Here is a 15,977-nt window from a genome sequence, read left to right on the forward strand (position 1 = left end):
CGTTTACTCCTTATCGACCACGACCGCCAGTGCGAACTGGGCGTGAGATGCTGCGCTGTGAACTCATTCCGCGTTGGCTGGCGGCACGATTCATTGAGCCACGATCGGCATGGCTAAAGGCGTTATCACGGCTAAGATTGCTGCGATCCATATTTTTCGGGCTGGTCGCTGGCTTTTTCAGATCACGGCTTGGCGACTGTTTAGCCTTCAAATCGCTTGCGCGATCTTTTAGCGCCGATTGATCGGTCGATTTCAATTTCTGATTGAGCTCATTGCGATCAACGTCTTTAAGCTGATTTTGCAAATTACTGCGATCAATATTGCTCAAATCGCCACGCGTAGCATCAGCCTTGCCACGGAAGGCATCGCGCTGTTGCTCTCGCGTTTTGCTATTTGGGCGAAATTGCTCACGCGTTTTATTGTCGCGATATTCAACTCCGCGGCGATGCTGCGGATTGTGCTTCCAATCTTTGGTATTGATATTGGTGCGGTTAAAGTTGTTATACCGATTGATATCAATATCAATATTGTGATGGTGCCAATTGCAATTACCCCAAATCGCCGCGCCGACAAAAATACCCATCGTGAAGCCGAACGCAGTACCCGGGTACATATACGTTGGCGGATACCAATAATACGGCGTGTAATAAGGGTATGGCCATGGACCATAGACTACGGTTGGGTTGTAGACAGGTACATAGATAACTTCAGATTGCGGCTCAATGCGATAAATCGTGGTCGTTGTCGCAGTAGCCTGCTCAACAATCACTTTTTGCTCTTTGGTGGTTTTCAAATTGCCTTCAGCATCGGCTTTGGCCCGCAAGCGCTGCGCCGCGTCCATCACGTCTTTTTGCTGCGCCAAAAAGGCATCGCCCAATTTCTGCGTCCAATCGATTTTGTCATTCATCATCGTGAGCACATCAGGAAAAGCCGTTAGCGATTTCACGCTGGCGTCCCAGCCCTGCTTTTGCAACGCATCTTCCAGCGCTTTATCTTTCAAATTGGGGTTTTCTTTGCGCCAGCGTGCGGCCTGCACCACTTCGAGCGGGTAAGTCGAGGCCATTAAAACTTGCGCTAATAATGAATCAGGATAAAGCGCAACCGGCGCGACCAATTGCTCTATTTCTTGCTGGCTAAATGTCGCACTGCTAGTGGTTTCTGCCGCCAAAACGGGCTGACTGAGCAAGACCATGGGCGAGGCTGCCAAGGCCGCAGAAATAAACAGGGATTGCATTAAACGGGGCATGAAAACTCCTTTTCCCAGATCGTCTTTTAATACAGTGACATAGCGAAATGTCGCTCACAATGTAATTGCGCCATTCATTTTTACAAAAATTCACATCGATTTTATCGCTATCAAGCACATTTGAAACCAGATTCTTATTATTTTCTTTCTAATTATTGACGAAATAAATTAAATATCCCCGAATAAACGATCGAAGCAACAATTAACACCGCCGCGCTGGCAGCAAGAAAAGGTATAATTGCCCCATATGTAACCACCTTGGGTCTGTGCCAATGATTCGCCGTTTAGATTCCACCTCCGCCGATTTCCAATCCGAACTCACCGCGCTGCTGGCGTTTGAAACGTCACAAGACCCGCAAGTAGATCAACGCGTCGCCGCTATTTTGGCCGACGTTAAAAGCCGCGGCGATGCGGCCGTGGTCGAATATACCAATCGTTTTGACGGCACGAGCGCCAGCTCGATGGCTGATTTGGAATTGACCCAAGCCGAGCTAAAAGCCGCCTTCGAGCGCCTGCCTGCAGATCAAGCCGCGGCGCTGCAAGCCGCAGCCGCGCGCGTGCGCAGCTATCACGAAAAGCAAAAAATGAGCTCTTGGAGCTACGAAGACGAAGACGGCACGCTGCTCGGCCAGCAAGTAACGGCGCTTGATCGCGTCGGGATTTATGTTCCGGGCGGCAAAGCGGCGTATCCATCTTCAGTATTAATGAACGCGATTCCGGCGCACGTTGCTGGCGTGGCTGAAATCATCATGGTCGTGCCAACACCAAAAGGCGAGCGCAACGATTTGGTCCTCGCTGCAGCCTATGTCGCAGGCGTATCGCGCGCGTTTACCGTCGGTGGCGCGCAAGCCGTTGGCGCACTAGCCTACGGCACGCAAACCGTACCGCAGGTCGATAAAATCACCGGCCCGGGCAATGCCTACGTCGCATCAGCCAAACGCGCGGTATTTGGCATCGTCGGCATCGATATGGTCGCGGGCCCATCCGAGATTTTAGTCTTGGCCGATGGCACAACCAATCCAGACTGGGTGGCAATGGATTTATTTAGCCAAGCCGAACACGATGAAATCGCGCAATCGATTTTGCTATGCCCAGATGCAGGGTATGTCGATGAAGTCTACGCTAGCATTGAGCGCCTGATCGATACCCAGCCACGTAAAGAGATTATCGCCGCTTCGCTGAAAAATCGTGGTGCGCTGATTGTGGTGAAAGACTTGGACGAAGCGTGCGAGATCTGTAATTACATCGCGCCGGAACACATGGAATTGTCAGTCGAAAACCCAGAGGCCTTATTGCCCAAAATCCGCCACGCTGGTGCGATTTTCATGGGTAAATTCACCTCTGAATCACTTGGCGACTACTGTGCTGGCCCAAATCACGTATTGCCAACCGCGCGTAGCGCGCGTTTCTCTAGCCCGCTGGGTGTGTATGACTTCCAAAAGCGCTCTAGCCTGATCAAAGTCTCTGAAGTGGGTGCGCAAAAACTGGGCAAGATTGCTTCGGTATTGGCACACGGCGAAGGGCTAACGGCGCACGCCAATGCAGCTGAGTTCCGTTTGAAATAACTAGCACGCGGGTGAGCCTTGCTCACCCGTCACTTTAGCGCAGCAAAGCATCGAGCTCTTGTAGATGCAAACGCTGCGCCAAGCTGTGGGTATCAACCGAATCAAAATGCAGGAAATTAGCCTGCCGTTCAAACTCACTGGCTTGCAAGTGCCAACCCAAGGCCAAACACAGCGTTTCGGCTTGGCGCAAAAATGCCAACTCCATGGTTTTAAAACCATCTTCTTGAGTGAGTAATAAGCCGCGTTTCAACACATCTAGTGCTTGCTCTAGCGCCTGCTGATTCTGCAATAATTGCGCCCACTCAAACAACAAGTTCGCCTCAACCCAATGGTAGGGAGTCTGAGCAACCACGCTAAGCCCTTCTTCAAGGCAATGCTCGGCCTCAAGCCAACGTGCTTGCGCAATCGCCACCTGTGCCAAGCGCAAATGGCATTCTGCCGCATGGTGTGGCAATTGGTGGTGCTCTGATAAGGCCAAAGCTTGTTGCAACAACTCGGCGGCGTCGTCCCAACGCTGCAAACGCTGCAAATTGACAGCCCAATTAATCATGGCCATTGTTATGGCATAGAAGTCTTCTGAAGGTAACAGCAGCTTGTGTGCATGCTGATGCATTGCCACCGCTTGCTGGTATTGCTCGGCCAAATCACACAGCCGTCCTAATCCAATAAAGGCCAGCGCACGAGTGTATGTGGCGGCAGCATGCCCACAGAGCAAAATGCACTCGCGCCAATCTTGCAGCGCCAAATCATATTGCGCCAAAGAGTAATGGCAACACCCCATTTGCTCAAAAATGGCGGCCTCAAATTCGGCCCAGTGAAATTCTTGCGCATACACCAGCGCCTCTTCTAGCGTTTTAAGCGCGGTAGGTAAATCGGCTAATTGATCTTCGATCTTGGAAAATAAGAGTGCGGCTTGGATGAAGATTTGAAAATCAGACCCTTGACGCGCCTCGTCCAGCAGCGCGACACAACGCGAGCGCGCTACCACTGGCTCAGTGAATAGACCATTCTCAATCTCTTGTAGCTGCTGTTGTCTGGCTGTTTGTTGCTCGGGCATGCGCCCCCCTTACTACTGAAACCAGCGGGTACTTAATGTTATAAGTATACAAGCTTGGTTTCAGTCGCAAAGGAAAAGCAACATACTCTGTTAACGCAACTCGCGCTGCATGTATACATTGGCGGATTTCAGTTTGCCAGCGGCGCTCAACTCAACGCTATTCACCCCTTTCGCAATCAAACCACCTTGTGCATCTAACAACTGCCAAGCAAATAAGCCTGCTTGATTAATCTGATTGGCGGCTCCCACTTGCTCCAACTTCATCCCGGGAAACTGAGCATGTAGTTGAGCCATATAATCTGAATACGCCTTAATCCCGCGCATTTGTTCACTCGCACTCGCCAACACAAAATCATCCTCTAACACTGAGGCCCATGAATCAACCTGCGCAGTATTATGCAGTTTGAAAAACAGCGGTAAAAGTTCATTCAAAGTCGGAGTAATCGGCTCAGCAACTGCAACTTTTAATTTGGGATTGAGCTTTAGCAACTGATCGACAGTCACAAAGCGATAGCCTTGCTCACGTAACGCAGGAATCATCGCCTTGACCGCGGAGATAGTCGGCTTGCGGCTGCGACCGCCGTCGTCATGCATCAACACAATCGCTTCGGGGTGAATATATTGCTGCACCACACCAGCAATTTTGGCGCTAGCAACTTCATCAACGCTGTTTTTCCAAGTATGAAACCAATCAGCGCTATCAACCGACCATAAAATCGCTGCCATGCCCTGCGCTTGCAGCTTTTTAATCTGGCTATCGTTCAAAAAGCCATACGGAGGTCGCATCATCGTTGGTTGAAAGCCAACCACTTGCTGAAACGCTTGCTGCGTTTTTTTCAGCTGCAAATCCCACCAAAACTCGCCCTCTTCCATTTTGGACAAGTTCGGGTGGCTAAAACTATGGTTGGCGAGCACATGCCCTTCCGCCAGCGCTCGTTTCACCACTTCGGGGTATTTCAGAACATTTTGTCCTTGCCAGAAAAACGTCGCTTTCACGTTTTCTTGTTTCAATACATCAAGCAAAGCCGCGGTGTGTTCGCTCGGGCCATCGTCAAAAGTGAAGGCGATTTCTTTTTTATCCCCCGCACCTTCTAAATAAAACGTCGTCGGAAATTGCTTCGCTTGCCGCTCAAGCACTGCGGCAGAGACTTGTCCCTGATTTTCGACCACGGGGGTTCTTAAGCGGGCTGGCGTTTGCGCCAGTGCAAGGTGCGAGAACATCAGACTGGCCAATATCAAACCGGAAGACAGGCGCATCACAAACTCCTTATTTCAAACCAACATTCATAAACCCGTCGATTCGCTGCAAGCGACCATCTTCGGCAAATTGAACGGCATCAACGCCATAAAACAGCACCTCACCGGCTTCGTTATAGATTTTCCATTCAAACAGCGCTGCTGTTTCAAGAAAACGTACAGGGCCGATAATTTCACCTCGCAAGCCGGGAATCTGCCCTTGCAAGGCACCTATCATCTCGCTTAGCGCGGCTTTGGATTTCACCTGATTAAATTGATCACTGTATCGCACCGAGTCCGTCACGATTTTGCCCAGCAACTTTTGCCTTTGTTCGGGCGACTTTTCACTCCAGGCCTGCATATAGGCATTGAGGACGTCAGTACCGGTAGGGGCTGCGTACGCCGAGATCGTCATCCCCATCCAGAGGGTGGCAAGTAATCCGGCTTTAACAGAAAGTGATTTCAACATTTTGCACACTCCAAGCATAAGTTTAAGAAAACCATCAAATTGTACCGATCGTTTGGTACGATAATTAATCAGCCCAGCAGCCTTGTCAAGCGCTACTGTTTTTCAGTTAAACTTTTAAGCGTTTGCGTCATAGGGCGCTAGTGCGACCCAATGCAAATAAATAGGGAGACAGTTTTGGCAATTACGCACGACGAATTAATCCAGCATTTGCGTACGGTATTTCACACCTATGGTTACGATGGCGCGTCTTTAAGCTTGATCAGCCAAGCAACAGGCTTGGGCAAAGGCAGCCTGTACCATCATTTTCCCAATGGCAAACAAGAAATGGCCAGCGCGGTTTTAGCTGCCGAAGGCGTTTGGTTTGAACAAGCTTTGACATTATTGCGCGAAGCGGGCGAGCCACAAGCACGTCTGGCTCGCTTTATCGAATTTATTCGTCTCACTGAGCAAGACAAAACCCAAGCCAGCACGCTAGATGTCTACACCATGGGCAATGCGCGCTTGTTATTTGGTGCGGACATGGGCTTGGCGGTGCAACAGTGGATAGCGGCACTCCAGCAATTAATCATCGACGCGGGGATTAACGAAGCTCAGGCCAAACAACGTGCCATTGCCGCAATTGCCCAGCTAGAAGGCGCACGCCTATTGTGCCGCTGCTTGGATGACTGGCACATTTTTGAGCAGCTGCTCCAACAATTACCGCAAGATTTATTAGCGAGCTGACCCACAATGGCAAAGTCGAGCGAATTTGTGAGTTTTTTGCTGGAGCAATTAGCGCCATTGGGCCATGTGCGCGCCAAGTCGATGTTTGGCAGCTTTGGTTTATATGCCGACGAGTTATTTTTTGCGATTGTTGCCGACGATATTTTGTATCTCAAAGCCGACGACATCAATCGCGCGCAGTTTGAAGCTTTGCACTTAGCCCCCTTTCAGTACGCAATGAAAGATGGGCGAGTTGCTCAATTGAATTTTTATCCGATCCCAGAAGCGGCATTGGAAGAGCCGGTTGAATTGCTAAAGTGGGCGCGCGAAGGCGTTGCTGCGGCCTTACGTGCACCTGAAAGAAAAAAAAGCAAAAAATCAAAAACCTAGTATTAACACCAATTGCCGAACTTTTTATGTTTGATTAAGCCCAATTCGTCGTATTTCTTGCGCCTTTGGGGGATTTTCCCCCTATCAGAGCTTCCCGCGAAGGCGAATCTATTGGAAAATGCAAGATTGTTCAGCACCGCCGTTTACGAGAATCATTGATGCGCCAAGTTACCGTTACTCGCAACACGCTAGAAACCCAAATCACCATTACGCTCAATCTGGACGGAACGGGCGTTAGTAAATTCGACACGGGTGTGCCTTTCTTCGAGCACATGCTCGACCAAGTGGCGCGCCATGGCCTATTTGATATTGAAATCAAAGCAGTTGGCGATTTGCACATCGATGCGCACCACACGGTAGAAGACGTCGGCATTACGTTGGGACAAGCATTTGCCAAAGCGGTTGGCGATAAAAAAGGTATCGTGCGTTACGGCCACAGCTATGTGCCGCTTGATGAAGCGCTTAGCCGTGTTGTCGTTGATTTATCAGGTCGCCCCTGTTTGGAATACGACTGCGAATACACCCGCGCGATGATTGGCGGCTTTGACGTCGATTTGTTTGGCGAATTTTTCCGTGGTTTTGTCAATCATGCAGCAATCAGCCTGCATATCGACAATCTAAAAGGCAAAAACGCGCACCACCAAGCTGAAACCATTTTCAAAGCCTTGGGCCGCGCATTGCGCATGGCCGTTGAACAAGACCCACGTATGGCAGGCATTACGCCATCAACCAAGGGCACTTTGGTAGGCTAAGATGACGCAAAAACAAACGATCGCCATCGTCGATTACGGCATGGGCAATTTGCACTCGGTGACCAAGGCTTTCGAATTGGTTGCCGGAGACGACGCTACTATTATTTTGACCGCCGATCCAGCAGTCGTTGCCAGCGCGGATAAAGTGGTTTTTCCAGGCCAAGGCGCCATGCCCGATTGCATGCGCGAACTCAATGAAAGTGGTCTCAAACAAGCGGTACTCGATGCCGCAGCCAGCAAGCCATTTTTAGGGATTTGCGTTGGCGCGCAATTGCTGTTTGAACACAGTGAAGAAGGCGATATGGATTGCCTGGGCGTATTTAAAGGCAAGGTAGTGAAATTTAAGTCTGAAAATATGCACGACGCTGAAGGCAATAAGCTCAAAGTGCCGCATATGGGCTGGAATGAAATGTTCATCAAACGTGAACATCCATTATGGGCGGGCATCAGCGAAGCAGAGCGTTTTTACTTCGTGCACAGCTATCATTTTGCGCCCGAGAGCGATGCCGATACCATTATTGAATCGGCCTACCCAAGCCGCTTTGCAGTGGCCGTGGCGCGCGACAATATTTTTGCGATTCAGTGCCACCCAGAGAAAAGCCATACAGCCGGCCTGCAATTACTGAAAAATTTCGTACACTGGAAACTATAAGTTTGTGACTAAACGATGAAATATCGTTTAATATCAAAAAGCTAGTTTTAATTAACCCCCTTACTATACGCTGTTAAATCATGCTGATTATTCCTGCAATTGATCTTAAAGATGGCCAATGTGTTCGTTTACGCCAAGGCGAAATGAATGATGCAACGGTATTTTCCGACGACCCGGCTAGTTTTGTGTCGCATTGGCTAGGCCAAGGCGCACGCCGTATGCATTTGGTCGATCTAAACGGCGCATTCGCTGGCAAGCCAAAAAATCTGGCGGCAGTGAAGCAAATTCTAAAAGCCATCAATGGTGAAGTGCCAGTGCAATTGGGTGGTGGCATTCGTTCACTCGAGACGATCGAGATGTATCTCGATGCAGGCATTGATTATGTCATCATCGGTACAGCAGCAATTAAACAACCTGGCTTTTTGCACGAAGCGTGTGATGCTTTCCCAGGCCAAATCATTGTAGGACTCGACGCCAAAGACGGCATGGTGGCGACCGATGGCTGGGCAAAAGTAACCGATCACGAAGTGATCGATTTGGCGAAACGCTTTGAAGGTTATGGTGTTGAAAGCGTGATTTACACCGACATTGGCCGCGATGGCATGCTCTCTGGTGTGAATATCGAAGCCACGGTAAAACTAGCACAAGCACTGACGATCCCTGTGATCGCCTCTGGCGGCTTAACTAATCTCGACGACGTACGCAAATTGTGCGAAGTAGCCGATGAAGGCATTGAAGGCGTGATTACCGGTCGTGCGATTTACGAAGGCACGATTGATTTCGCTAAAGCACAAGAGCTCGCTGACGAGTTATGTGACAACTAAATGCGATGACTGAAAATCAGGCAGACGACAATAAACCAGACTGGCTCGATTGGGCTACCGAGGAGCGGCATATTGGCCAGCTTTTGCGAGAGCAAAATCCAGTTTGGTTTAGTGAAGTCTGCCAGATTTTATTCGACACCGACCCAATGATGATTCGCTTGGTCGGAGAGCCTGAAGGTTACGCGCCTGAAGTGGGCAGCATTATTCGCAGCTTGCCACAGTGCATGAATGTCGACGATGTACAGCAGTTGATTTTTAATGTTTTTACGCAGTGGTTCACGCCTGAATTTGCAGGTGGCCGCAGCCAATATGCTGAAACGGCGCAAGCCGTCTGGGCGAGCTGGAAAGCCCAACAGCAAGAATAGCAGCCGGATCAATCCCTGATCCGCTCGGAAAAATTATGCCATTAGCCAAACGTATTATCCCTTGCCTTGATGTGACTGCAGGTCGCGTTGTGAAAGGCGTCAATTTTCTTGAATTGCGCGACGCAGGTGATCCGGTAGAAATCGCTAAACGCTACAACGATCAGGGCGCAGACGAGCTCACTTTCCTCGACATCACGGCTTCTAGCGATGATAGAGATCTGATTTTGCATGTGATCGAAGCAGTGGCATCGCAAGTCTTTATTCCACTCACCGTCGGTGGTGGGGTACGTAAAGCCGATGACGTTCGTCGCCTTCTGAACGCTGGCGCAGACAAAGTCAGCATCAATACGACTGCGGTATCTAACCCTGAAGTTGTGGAACAAGCCGCCAGCCGCTTCGGCAGCCAAGCGATTGTCGTGGCGATTGATGCCAAAGCCACTGACGCCACCAATAGCCGCTGGGAAGTCTTTACCCACGGCGGTCGTCGTGCCACCGGTTTGGACGCGGTAGAGTGGGCACTCAAAATGCAGCAACTCGGTGCAGGCGAAATTTTGCTCACCAGCATGGATAGAGATGGCACCAAAATCGGTTTTAATCTGCCGCTGACCCGCGCTGTATCTGATGCTGTCGATATTCCGGTGATTGCCTCAGGCGGCGTTGGCAATTTGCAGCATTTGGTCGATGGCGTGAAACAAGGCCACGCCGATGCAGTTTTGGCAGCCAGCATTTTCCACTTTGGCGAATATTCAGTACGTCAGGCCAAAGAAGCGATGCACGCAGCCGGTATTGAAGTTCGCTTCTAATTCAAACGGAAATTTTATGAAACGGATCGCTGCTACTGTTTTCTTGCTGCTCGCGAGCTGGGCACAAGCTTGCGATATGAGCATTCAAACGCCAGCCAATGTGTCGATGGAAGTCGACAATATGCGTCATGGTTTAAAAAATGAGCTTACGCTTTTTTTAACCGTGAAATCGGCCGTCGATACCGAATTTAAACGTCCGCCAAATGTCGTTGATGCGCAAGGCCGCGTCAGCGAACCGATTCGCATGGATGGTGAATTGGGTAAAATGAATGCCAATGAAGTACGCAAATGGGTCGTGTATTACACGCCGGTACCAGACTTCACCGCTGAAAAGGTAGTATTGCAATGAGTTGGCTAGACGAAATCAAATATGATGACGCAGGTTTAGTGCCCATCATCGCGCAAGACGAAGCAACAGGCCGCGTCATGATGTTTGCCTACGCCAATCGTGAAGCGGTTGCGCTCACAGCAGAAAAAGGCACCGCGCACTATTGGACTCGCTCTCGCCAAAAGCTGTGGCATAAAGGTGAAGAATCGGGCCATTTTCAACACGTTTCAGCCATCCAACTCGACTGCGATGGCGATGTGCTGATTTATAAAATTCGCCAAGAAGGCGGTATTGCTTGCCATACTGGCCGCGAAAGCTGTTTTTTCCGCACCTTGGTCGATGGCCAATGGCAAGTGAGCGAAGCGGTTTTAAAAGACCCTAGCGCGATTTACGGCCATAGCCATTAAATTCACCCATTAAGGGTTAGCACCTCAGTACGACACAAACTTGTCATTTAGGTGCAATATAATCGGATTGTTATTTTTGGAGCACCATATGATTTCCGCTGAAATTTTAGAGCGTTTGTCACAAACTTTAGCCGAGCGCCGCAATGCGGACGCCAGCACCTCGTATGTGGCCAAGCTTTACAGCAAAGGGCAAGAAGCGATCTTGAAAAAGGTTGGCGAAGAGGCCGTGGAAACGATTATGGCAGCCAAAGATGGCGATAAATTGCACCTAGTCCGTGAAGTGGCCGACCTATGGTTTCATACCTTGGTCTTGCTGGCGCACGAAGGCCTTAGCCATGAAGACGTGCTGGCCGAATTAGCGCGTCGTGAAGGCATTTCTGGCATCGAAGAAAAAGCATCTCGTAAACCAGCTTAAGGATACCCAAGATGAGCGACTGTATTTTTTGCAAAATCGCCCATGGCGATATTCCTGCCAGCAAAATTTATGAGGATGATGACGTCATCGCTTTCAACGATATTCGCCCGGCTGCGCCTGTGCATTTTTTGCTGATTCCGAAGCGCCACATTGAATCGATGCTCACTACCTCCAAAGAAGACGAAGCTTTGCTGGGGAAAATGTTAGCATTAACGCCTGTGCTGGCACGCGAACAAGGCTTGGCAGCGGGGTACAAAACAGCGATCAATACGGGTTTAGCAGGAGGTCAGGAAGTGTTCCATCTTCATCTGCACGTACTAGGTACTCCACAACAGTAATTAGCTCTAGGCCTTGTCCAAAAAGGCTTGGATCGATATACCTTCATAGAGAACGCATCATGGGTACATTTAGCATTTGGCACTGGCTGATTGTGTTGGCCATTATCATTTTGGTGTTTGGCACTAAAAAGCTGGGCAGCGTGGGTAAAGACCTTGGCTCGGCCATCAAAGGATTTAAAGACGGAGTAAAGGGTGAAGAAGAGCCCGCCAAAAAAGTCGATACACCACGCGTGATCGATGTGACAGAAAACGACAAGAAATAAGCCGTGTTCGACGTTAGTATCGGCGAGTTATTACTTATTGGTGCAGTTACCCTCGTGGTGGTCGGCCCGGAAAAAATGCCTAAAGTGGCCAGAACAGCCGGCATGCTGTTCGGCCGCCTGCAGCGTTTTGTCAATAATGTCAAAGTAGACCTGCAGCGCGAAATGCAAGCCAGCGAACTGGCACAAATCCAGCAAGAAATCGAGGCTGAAGCCGCCGAAATTAAAAATACGATTCATCAGCCACTCGCCGAAACCCAGCAGGCGATGAATCAATTGGAAGCAGATTTTCAGGCGACAACACAACAACGTGTCAGCGCCGAACCCGACGTGACCACAGCTAACACATCAGCAGCTGCCCCAAGCAGTCCAGCAATCGTCGACGATAAACAGCTCGATTTATTTGCAGGGATGGACGACGCAACTCCCACCGCTAATTCATCTGACCGGCGTTAACCAAAAGATACCCATTCATGAGCGAGCTCAGTGATAACCTGCAACCCCTGATCAGCCATTTGGTCGAGCTGCGCACCCGCTTAGTTCGCGGCGCGCTGGTGTTTATCGTTGGCTTTTTAATTGCCTTTGCCTTCTCGGCCAAGCTCTACGATTTACTCGTTGCGCCGCTGGCCAGCGTTTTGCCGGGCCAAAAGCTCGTTACCATCGGCATTGCCTCGCCTTTTCTGGTGCAAATTAAAATTGCCGCCTTGGTGGCCTTCGTCGTAACGCTACCGCATACGCTGTATCAAGTTTGGGCCTTTGTCGCCCCCGGTCTTTACACGCATGAAAAGAAGCTGGTCGCCCCCTTGGTGATCGCCTCGACGCTACTATTCTTATTGGGTATGAGCTTTGCCTACTTCCTCGTATTTGGCGTCGTGTTTAAATTTATCGCCTCAGTGGTGCCGGCCAGCATGCAATGGCTACCCGACTCGGGCGAATACCTCGATTTTGCGATGGGTATGTTCCTCGCCTTTGGCGTGACTTTTGAAGTGCCGATCGCCGTCATCGTTATGGTGCGGATGGGCTTTGTCACTATCGCCAAACTGCGCGAGATCCGCTCCTATGTCATTGTCGGCGCATTCGTCATCGCAGCCATTGTGACGCCACCTGATGTATTATCTCAGTGTCTTTTAGCCATCCCGCTTTGGCTGCTGTATGAAGCGGGTGTCATGGTCGCGTCTTGGCTTTACCAACCCAAAACGCAGCAACAATCCTGAACTGAGTTTAATGATGCCTTTTCAACTTCGCCTTTACCAAGGGCTGCTCTTTTTATTGGCTGCTGTTCCTTGCGGCATTCCGTTTCGCTGGGACCCCAATCCCGTTTTCCCATCTGAACTTGCAGCCTTCTTCTTCTGCGTCTTAATTACGCTGGCAGGGGTTTTAGTTCCAAGCGATAAAAATGAAAAAGCCAATCCACCTTGGGTTGCAATCATGTGGATCGCGTTTGCAGCCATGATTGGTCTGCAAGCATTAGTGTTACCGCAAGGCTATGCCACCGAACGACTGCACCCCGTTATTTATGCTTTAGGCGCCGCCGGTGCTGCGTGGTCGTTGGCGCGTGCAATTAGCGTTTATGGCGCCCAGCAGCTGATTAATTTATTTGCGTGGGGTTTATTGGCCGGCGCCATTTTCAACTCGGGCTTAGCTGTGCCGCAAATTGTGCAGCTGATTCAAGATGGACCGCGCCTGATTTTTGGCAATATTGGCCAAAAGAATATGTATGGCCACTATCTGGCTTGGGGCTTGGCGAGTGCCGCCTACTTAGTGAGCCAGAAAGACGAAATGCATAAAGGCGTGTTTTATGCGGTGGCAAGTTGGCTAGCGTTATCTTTGGCGTTCTGCGGCTCCCGCTCGCCGCTTTTATATGCGCTGGCGTGGTTGCCATTTGGCGCACTGATTTGGTGGCGTGGCGCAGAAACTTTGCGCGAGCTTGGTAAAGCCTTAACGATTGCTGCTGTCTTGATCATTGCAATGCAATTCTTGGCCCCCTTTGTCAATGAGCTGCTACAAGCATTGTTGAAAGCCAAAAATGAGGTGCCAACTGGTTTAGATCGACTCGACTCCAATGGCTCACGCCGCCTAGTTGAATGGGAAAAAGCATGGACCACCTTCCTGCAACATCCATGGCTGGGCACAGGCTGGGGTAGCTACGCAGCACAAAGTAATGCACTGCAGGTCAAACCAGAATTTGCCATCGTATCGGAAAGCGTGTTGTTTACGCATGCGCACAACTCTGTGCTCAATCTTCTGGCTGAAACTGGAATTTTTGCCACCGGCATCATCTTGGCGGGCATTAGTTACGCTTATTTCAACGTACTGCGTGCGTGGCGCAACCCCGTGGTTGTGTATGCCGCTGCTTTGGCGACGGTATCAATTCTGCATAGCCTAGTTGAATATCCGCTGTGGTATTTCCATTTCCTCGGCCCGTTTGCATTGATCTTAGTCTTTATGTGCGCAAGTGAAGCTCGCCTAGGCCTTCCTGCAACCTTCGCGCGCATGACTTGGGCGCTATGGGGTGGCGTGGCGTTGGCTCTTTCGATTATTGGTGGTCAGATTTATCTCAAAATCTATCCGATCATGGATCCTGCTGGCACCGAATCTTTAAATGCCGATCGCATCGCCCGTTTGGAAGCAATGCGCAGCAATCCGCTGATTGATTATTACGCTGAACACGCGCTATCGAACTACATCGTTGCGAGCAATACCGAAATGGAATGGAAGCTGGCCATTTTGCGCAAGCAAAATGCGATTCGCCCCTATCCTGGCCAGATGACAGATCAAGCCGTCATGGAAGCCTTAAGCGGGAATCAAGCAATCGCCCATGAGCTTATTCGCCGTGCCGCGTTTGCTTATCCTGAGAGCTTTGATTACTTCTATCAAACCATCGATAGTTTTAAAGAGCCACAAGTTCGCGCATTGCTTAAAGACGTCGACGAGGCCAGAGACTTTTTTAATGCCAAGCTCGACTTTAAAATTAAGCGACCACAGCTCAGCGATGAAAAAGCCCCAACAGCTTCAAGCACCTCTGCCGTACAATAAAGCCAAGCCCCTGATGGGGCTTTGTTTTTATCTGATAATTTAGCCAATGAAAAAAGCGATCCCTCCCCTACCGCCGATTGATGGCCTAGCTCCCAGCTGCGTGGCCTTAACACCTGGTCCTTGGCAAACCGTGCTGGAATTTTTGGAAGAAAAATTCCCTTTTCTAGAGCCCGGCATCTTGGCCGAGCGACTGCAAAATGGCGAAATATACGATGATCAAGGGCAGTCAATTCCGGCCGATTCAAAGTATCAACCTGGCCGTTATCTGTGGTACTACCGTGCCGTTCGCGAGGAAACCCGCGTACCGTTTGAGTTGGACGTGTTATATCGTGACGAGCGCATTGTGGTGGTCGATAAACCGCACTTTCTGTCGGCCATTCCTGCCGGGCGCTTTGTTAAAGAAACAGTCTTAGTGCGTTTACGCATGCTACTGGGCATACAAGATATCGCGCCAGTACACCGCTTAGATCGAGAAACGGCTGGCGTGATGATGTTATGCATCGATAAAAACAGCCGCAGCGCATACCAGCAGCTGTTCGAGAGCCGCAATGTGCAAAAAACCTATGAAGCCATTGCCCCGTATCGCGCGGATCTGGCGCTGCCCTTGGTACACCGCTCGCGCCTAGCACATGAATCAGGTAAGTTTTTTTCGATGTCTGAGGTTGAGGGCGAACCCAATAGCGAAACCAAAATCAGTTTATTGGAGCACCGTGGTGACTGGGCTCATTACCAGCTCGAACCGCATACCGGCAAAAAGCACCAGCTACGCGCGCATTTGGCCGCTTTGCAGATCCCGATTTTGAATGATCCATGGTATCCAGTGGTGCTAGATGATAAGGGTGATGATTTTAGTAAACCACTGCAATTACTGGCGCGGGAGCTGAAGTTCATTGATCCATTCACCCAGCAAGAACGGGTTTTCACATCAAAACGAGTGTTAAGCTGGCCACATTAAATTTATCGTTTGGTAAATTTACACTCGGGAATGCCGAAATACTACAAAGACTCGAATAGAGCCGAGCCGTAGAATGATTCATATGGAATACGCCTTGAACACGCATTCCACACCAAGAGAGTTAGGCCCGCCCAGATCGGCGGGCTTTTTTTTGCCCGTTAAACCGAGGTATTTAAT

21 protein-coding genes are annotated in these 15,977 nt (G+C 50.0%); 17 read left to right on the forward strand and 4 right to left on the reverse strand.

Annotated elements, in window-relative coordinates:
* Window positions 1-10: 10 nt before the first annotated feature.
* The gene (locus NT239_07650; GenBank protein XGA72684.1) at window positions 11-1,246 is read right to left on the reverse strand and encodes a DUF3300 domain-containing protein; all 1,236 of its coding nucleotides are present in this window, start codon (window positions 1,244-1,246) and stop codon (window positions 11-13) included.
* A gap of 275 nt (window positions 1,247-1,521) precedes the next feature.
* Between NT239_07650 and hisD the strand changes: the two genes are divergently transcribed.
* A complete protein-coding gene (hisD, locus tag NT239_07655; GenBank protein XGA72786.1) occupies window positions 1,522-2,811 on the forward strand; it encodes a histidinol dehydrogenase in 1,290 nt (429 codons plus the stop codon).
* A gap of 34 nt (window positions 2,812-2,845) precedes the next feature.
* On the opposite strand, the gene NT239_07660 is transcribed toward hisD, so the two are convergent.
* The 3 genes from NT239_07660 to NT239_07670 form a co-directional block, all read right to left on the reverse strand.
* Window positions 2,846-3,868 carry a tetratricopeptide repeat protein gene (locus NT239_07660; protein XGA72685.1) on the reverse strand — a complete coding sequence of 341 codons (1,023 nt, stop codon included), beginning with the start codon at window positions 3,866-3,868 and terminating at the stop codon, window positions 2,846-2,848.
* 90 nt (window positions 3,869-3,958) lie between these two features.
* A complete protein-coding gene (locus NT239_07665) occupies window positions 3,959-5,125 on the reverse strand; it encodes a polysaccharide deacetylase family protein (GenBank protein XGA72686.1) in 1,167 nt (388 codons plus the stop codon).
* A gap of 10 nt (window positions 5,126-5,135) precedes the next feature.
* A complete protein-coding gene (locus tag NT239_07670; GenBank protein XGA72687.1) occupies window positions 5,136-5,573 on the reverse strand; it encodes a hypothetical protein in 438 nt (145 codons plus the stop codon).
* Window positions 5,574-5,747: 174 nt separating this feature from the next.
* On the opposite strand from NT239_07670, the gene NT239_07675 reads away from it, so the two are divergent.
* From NT239_07675 to NT239_07750, 16 genes are all read left to right on the forward strand, one after another.
* Window positions 5,748-6,296, forward strand: coding sequence for a TetR/AcrR family transcriptional regulator (locus tag NT239_07675; GenBank protein ID XGA72688.1), 549 nt, complete (start codon window positions 5,748-5,750; stop codon window positions 6,294-6,296).
* Window positions 6,297-6,302: 6 nt separating this feature from the next.
* Window positions 6,303-6,665: a TfoX/Sxy family protein gene (locus NT239_07680; GenBank protein ID XGA72689.1), complete on the forward strand. Its 363-nt coding sequence runs from the start codon at window positions 6,303-6,305 to the stop codon at window positions 6,663-6,665.
* 158 nt (window positions 6,666-6,823) lie between these two features.
* Window positions 6,824-7,417 carry an imidazoleglycerol-phosphate dehydratase HisB gene (hisB, locus tag NT239_07685; GenBank protein ID XGA72690.1) on the forward strand — a complete coding sequence of 198 codons (594 nt, stop codon included), beginning with the start codon at window positions 6,824-6,826 and terminating at the stop codon, window positions 7,415-7,417.
* A 1-nt stretch (window position 7,418) separates the two neighbouring features.
* Window positions 7,419-8,069 carry an imidazole glycerol phosphate synthase subunit HisH gene (gene hisH / locus NT239_07690; protein ID XGA72691.1) on the forward strand — a complete coding sequence of 217 codons (651 nt, stop codon included), beginning with the start codon at window positions 7,419-7,421 and terminating at the stop codon, window positions 8,067-8,069.
* An 80-nt stretch (window positions 8,070-8,149) separates the two neighbouring features.
* Window positions 8,150-8,893, forward strand: coding sequence for a 1-(5-phosphoribosyl)-5-[(5-phosphoribosylamino)methylideneamino]imidazole-4-carboxamide isomerase (gene hisA / locus NT239_07695; GenBank protein XGA72692.1), 744 nt, complete (start codon window positions 8,150-8,152; stop codon window positions 8,891-8,893).
* A 5-nt stretch (window positions 8,894-8,898) separates the two neighbouring features.
* Entirely contained in the window at window positions 8,899-9,258 is a 360-nt protein-coding gene (locus NT239_07700) for a hypothetical protein (GenBank protein ID XGA72693.1), read from the forward strand.
* A 35-nt stretch (window positions 9,259-9,293) separates the two neighbouring features.
* Window positions 9,294-10,061: an imidazole glycerol phosphate synthase subunit HisF gene (gene hisF, locus NT239_07705; protein XGA72694.1), complete on the forward strand. Its 768-nt coding sequence runs from the start codon at window positions 9,294-9,296 to the stop codon at window positions 10,059-10,061.
* A gap of 16 nt (window positions 10,062-10,077) precedes the next feature.
* Entirely contained in the window at window positions 10,078-10,410 is a 333-nt protein-coding gene (locus tag NT239_07710; GenBank protein ID XGA72695.1) for a hypothetical protein, read from the forward strand.
* Window positions 10,407-10,796 carry a phosphoribosyl-AMP cyclohydrolase gene (gene hisI / locus NT239_07715; GenBank protein ID XGA72696.1) on the forward strand — a complete coding sequence of 130 codons (390 nt, stop codon included), beginning with the start codon at window positions 10,407-10,409 and terminating at the stop codon, window positions 10,794-10,796. Before NT239_07710 ends, hisI begins: the two co-directional genes overlap by 4 nt.
* An 88-nt stretch (window positions 10,797-10,884) precedes the next feature.
* A complete protein-coding gene (locus tag NT239_07720) occupies window positions 10,885-11,211 on the forward strand; it encodes a phosphoribosyl-ATP diphosphatase (GenBank protein ID XGA72697.1) in 327 nt (108 codons plus the stop codon).
* Between the two features lie 11 nt (window positions 11,212-11,222).
* Window positions 11,223-11,549, forward strand: coding sequence for a histidine triad nucleotide-binding protein (locus tag NT239_07725; GenBank protein XGA72698.1), 327 nt, complete (start codon window positions 11,223-11,225; stop codon window positions 11,547-11,549).
* Between the two features lie 59 nt (window positions 11,550-11,608).
* Window positions 11,609-11,812, forward strand: a complete 204-nt coding sequence (tatA, locus tag NT239_07730) for a Sec-independent protein translocase subunit TatA (protein ID XGA72699.1) — start codon at window positions 11,609-11,611, stop codon at window positions 11,810-11,812.
* Between the two features lie 3 nt (window positions 11,813-11,815).
* Window positions 11,816-12,265 carry a Sec-independent protein translocase protein TatB gene (gene tatB, locus NT239_07735; protein ID XGA72700.1) on the forward strand — a complete coding sequence of 150 codons (450 nt, stop codon included), beginning with the start codon at window positions 11,816-11,818 and terminating at the stop codon, window positions 12,263-12,265.
* Window positions 12,266-12,282: 17 nt separating this feature from the next.
* On the forward strand, window positions 12,283-13,023 hold the full coding sequence (gene tatC, locus NT239_07740) for a twin-arginine translocase subunit TatC (GenBank protein ID XGA72701.1): 741 nt from the start codon (window positions 12,283-12,285) through the stop codon (window positions 13,021-13,023).
* Complete coding sequence (locus NT239_07745; protein XGA72702.1) at window positions 12,962-14,845, forward strand: Wzy polymerase domain-containing protein; 1,884 nt, start codon at window positions 12,962-12,964, stop codon at window positions 14,843-14,845. Before tatC ends, NT239_07745 begins: the two co-directional genes overlap by 62 nt.
* Before the next feature lie 46 nt (window positions 14,846-14,891).
* Entirely contained in the window at window positions 14,892-15,800 is a 909-nt protein-coding gene (locus NT239_07750) for a pseudouridine synthase (protein ID XGA72703.1), read from the forward strand.
* Window positions 15,801-15,977: the final 177 nt, after the last annotated feature.

The sequence above is a fragment of the Chitinibacter sp. SCUT-21 genome, from assembly GCA_041874755.1.
Lineage (GTDB): Bacteria > Pseudomonadota > Gammaproteobacteria > Burkholderiales > Chitinibacteraceae > Chitinibacter.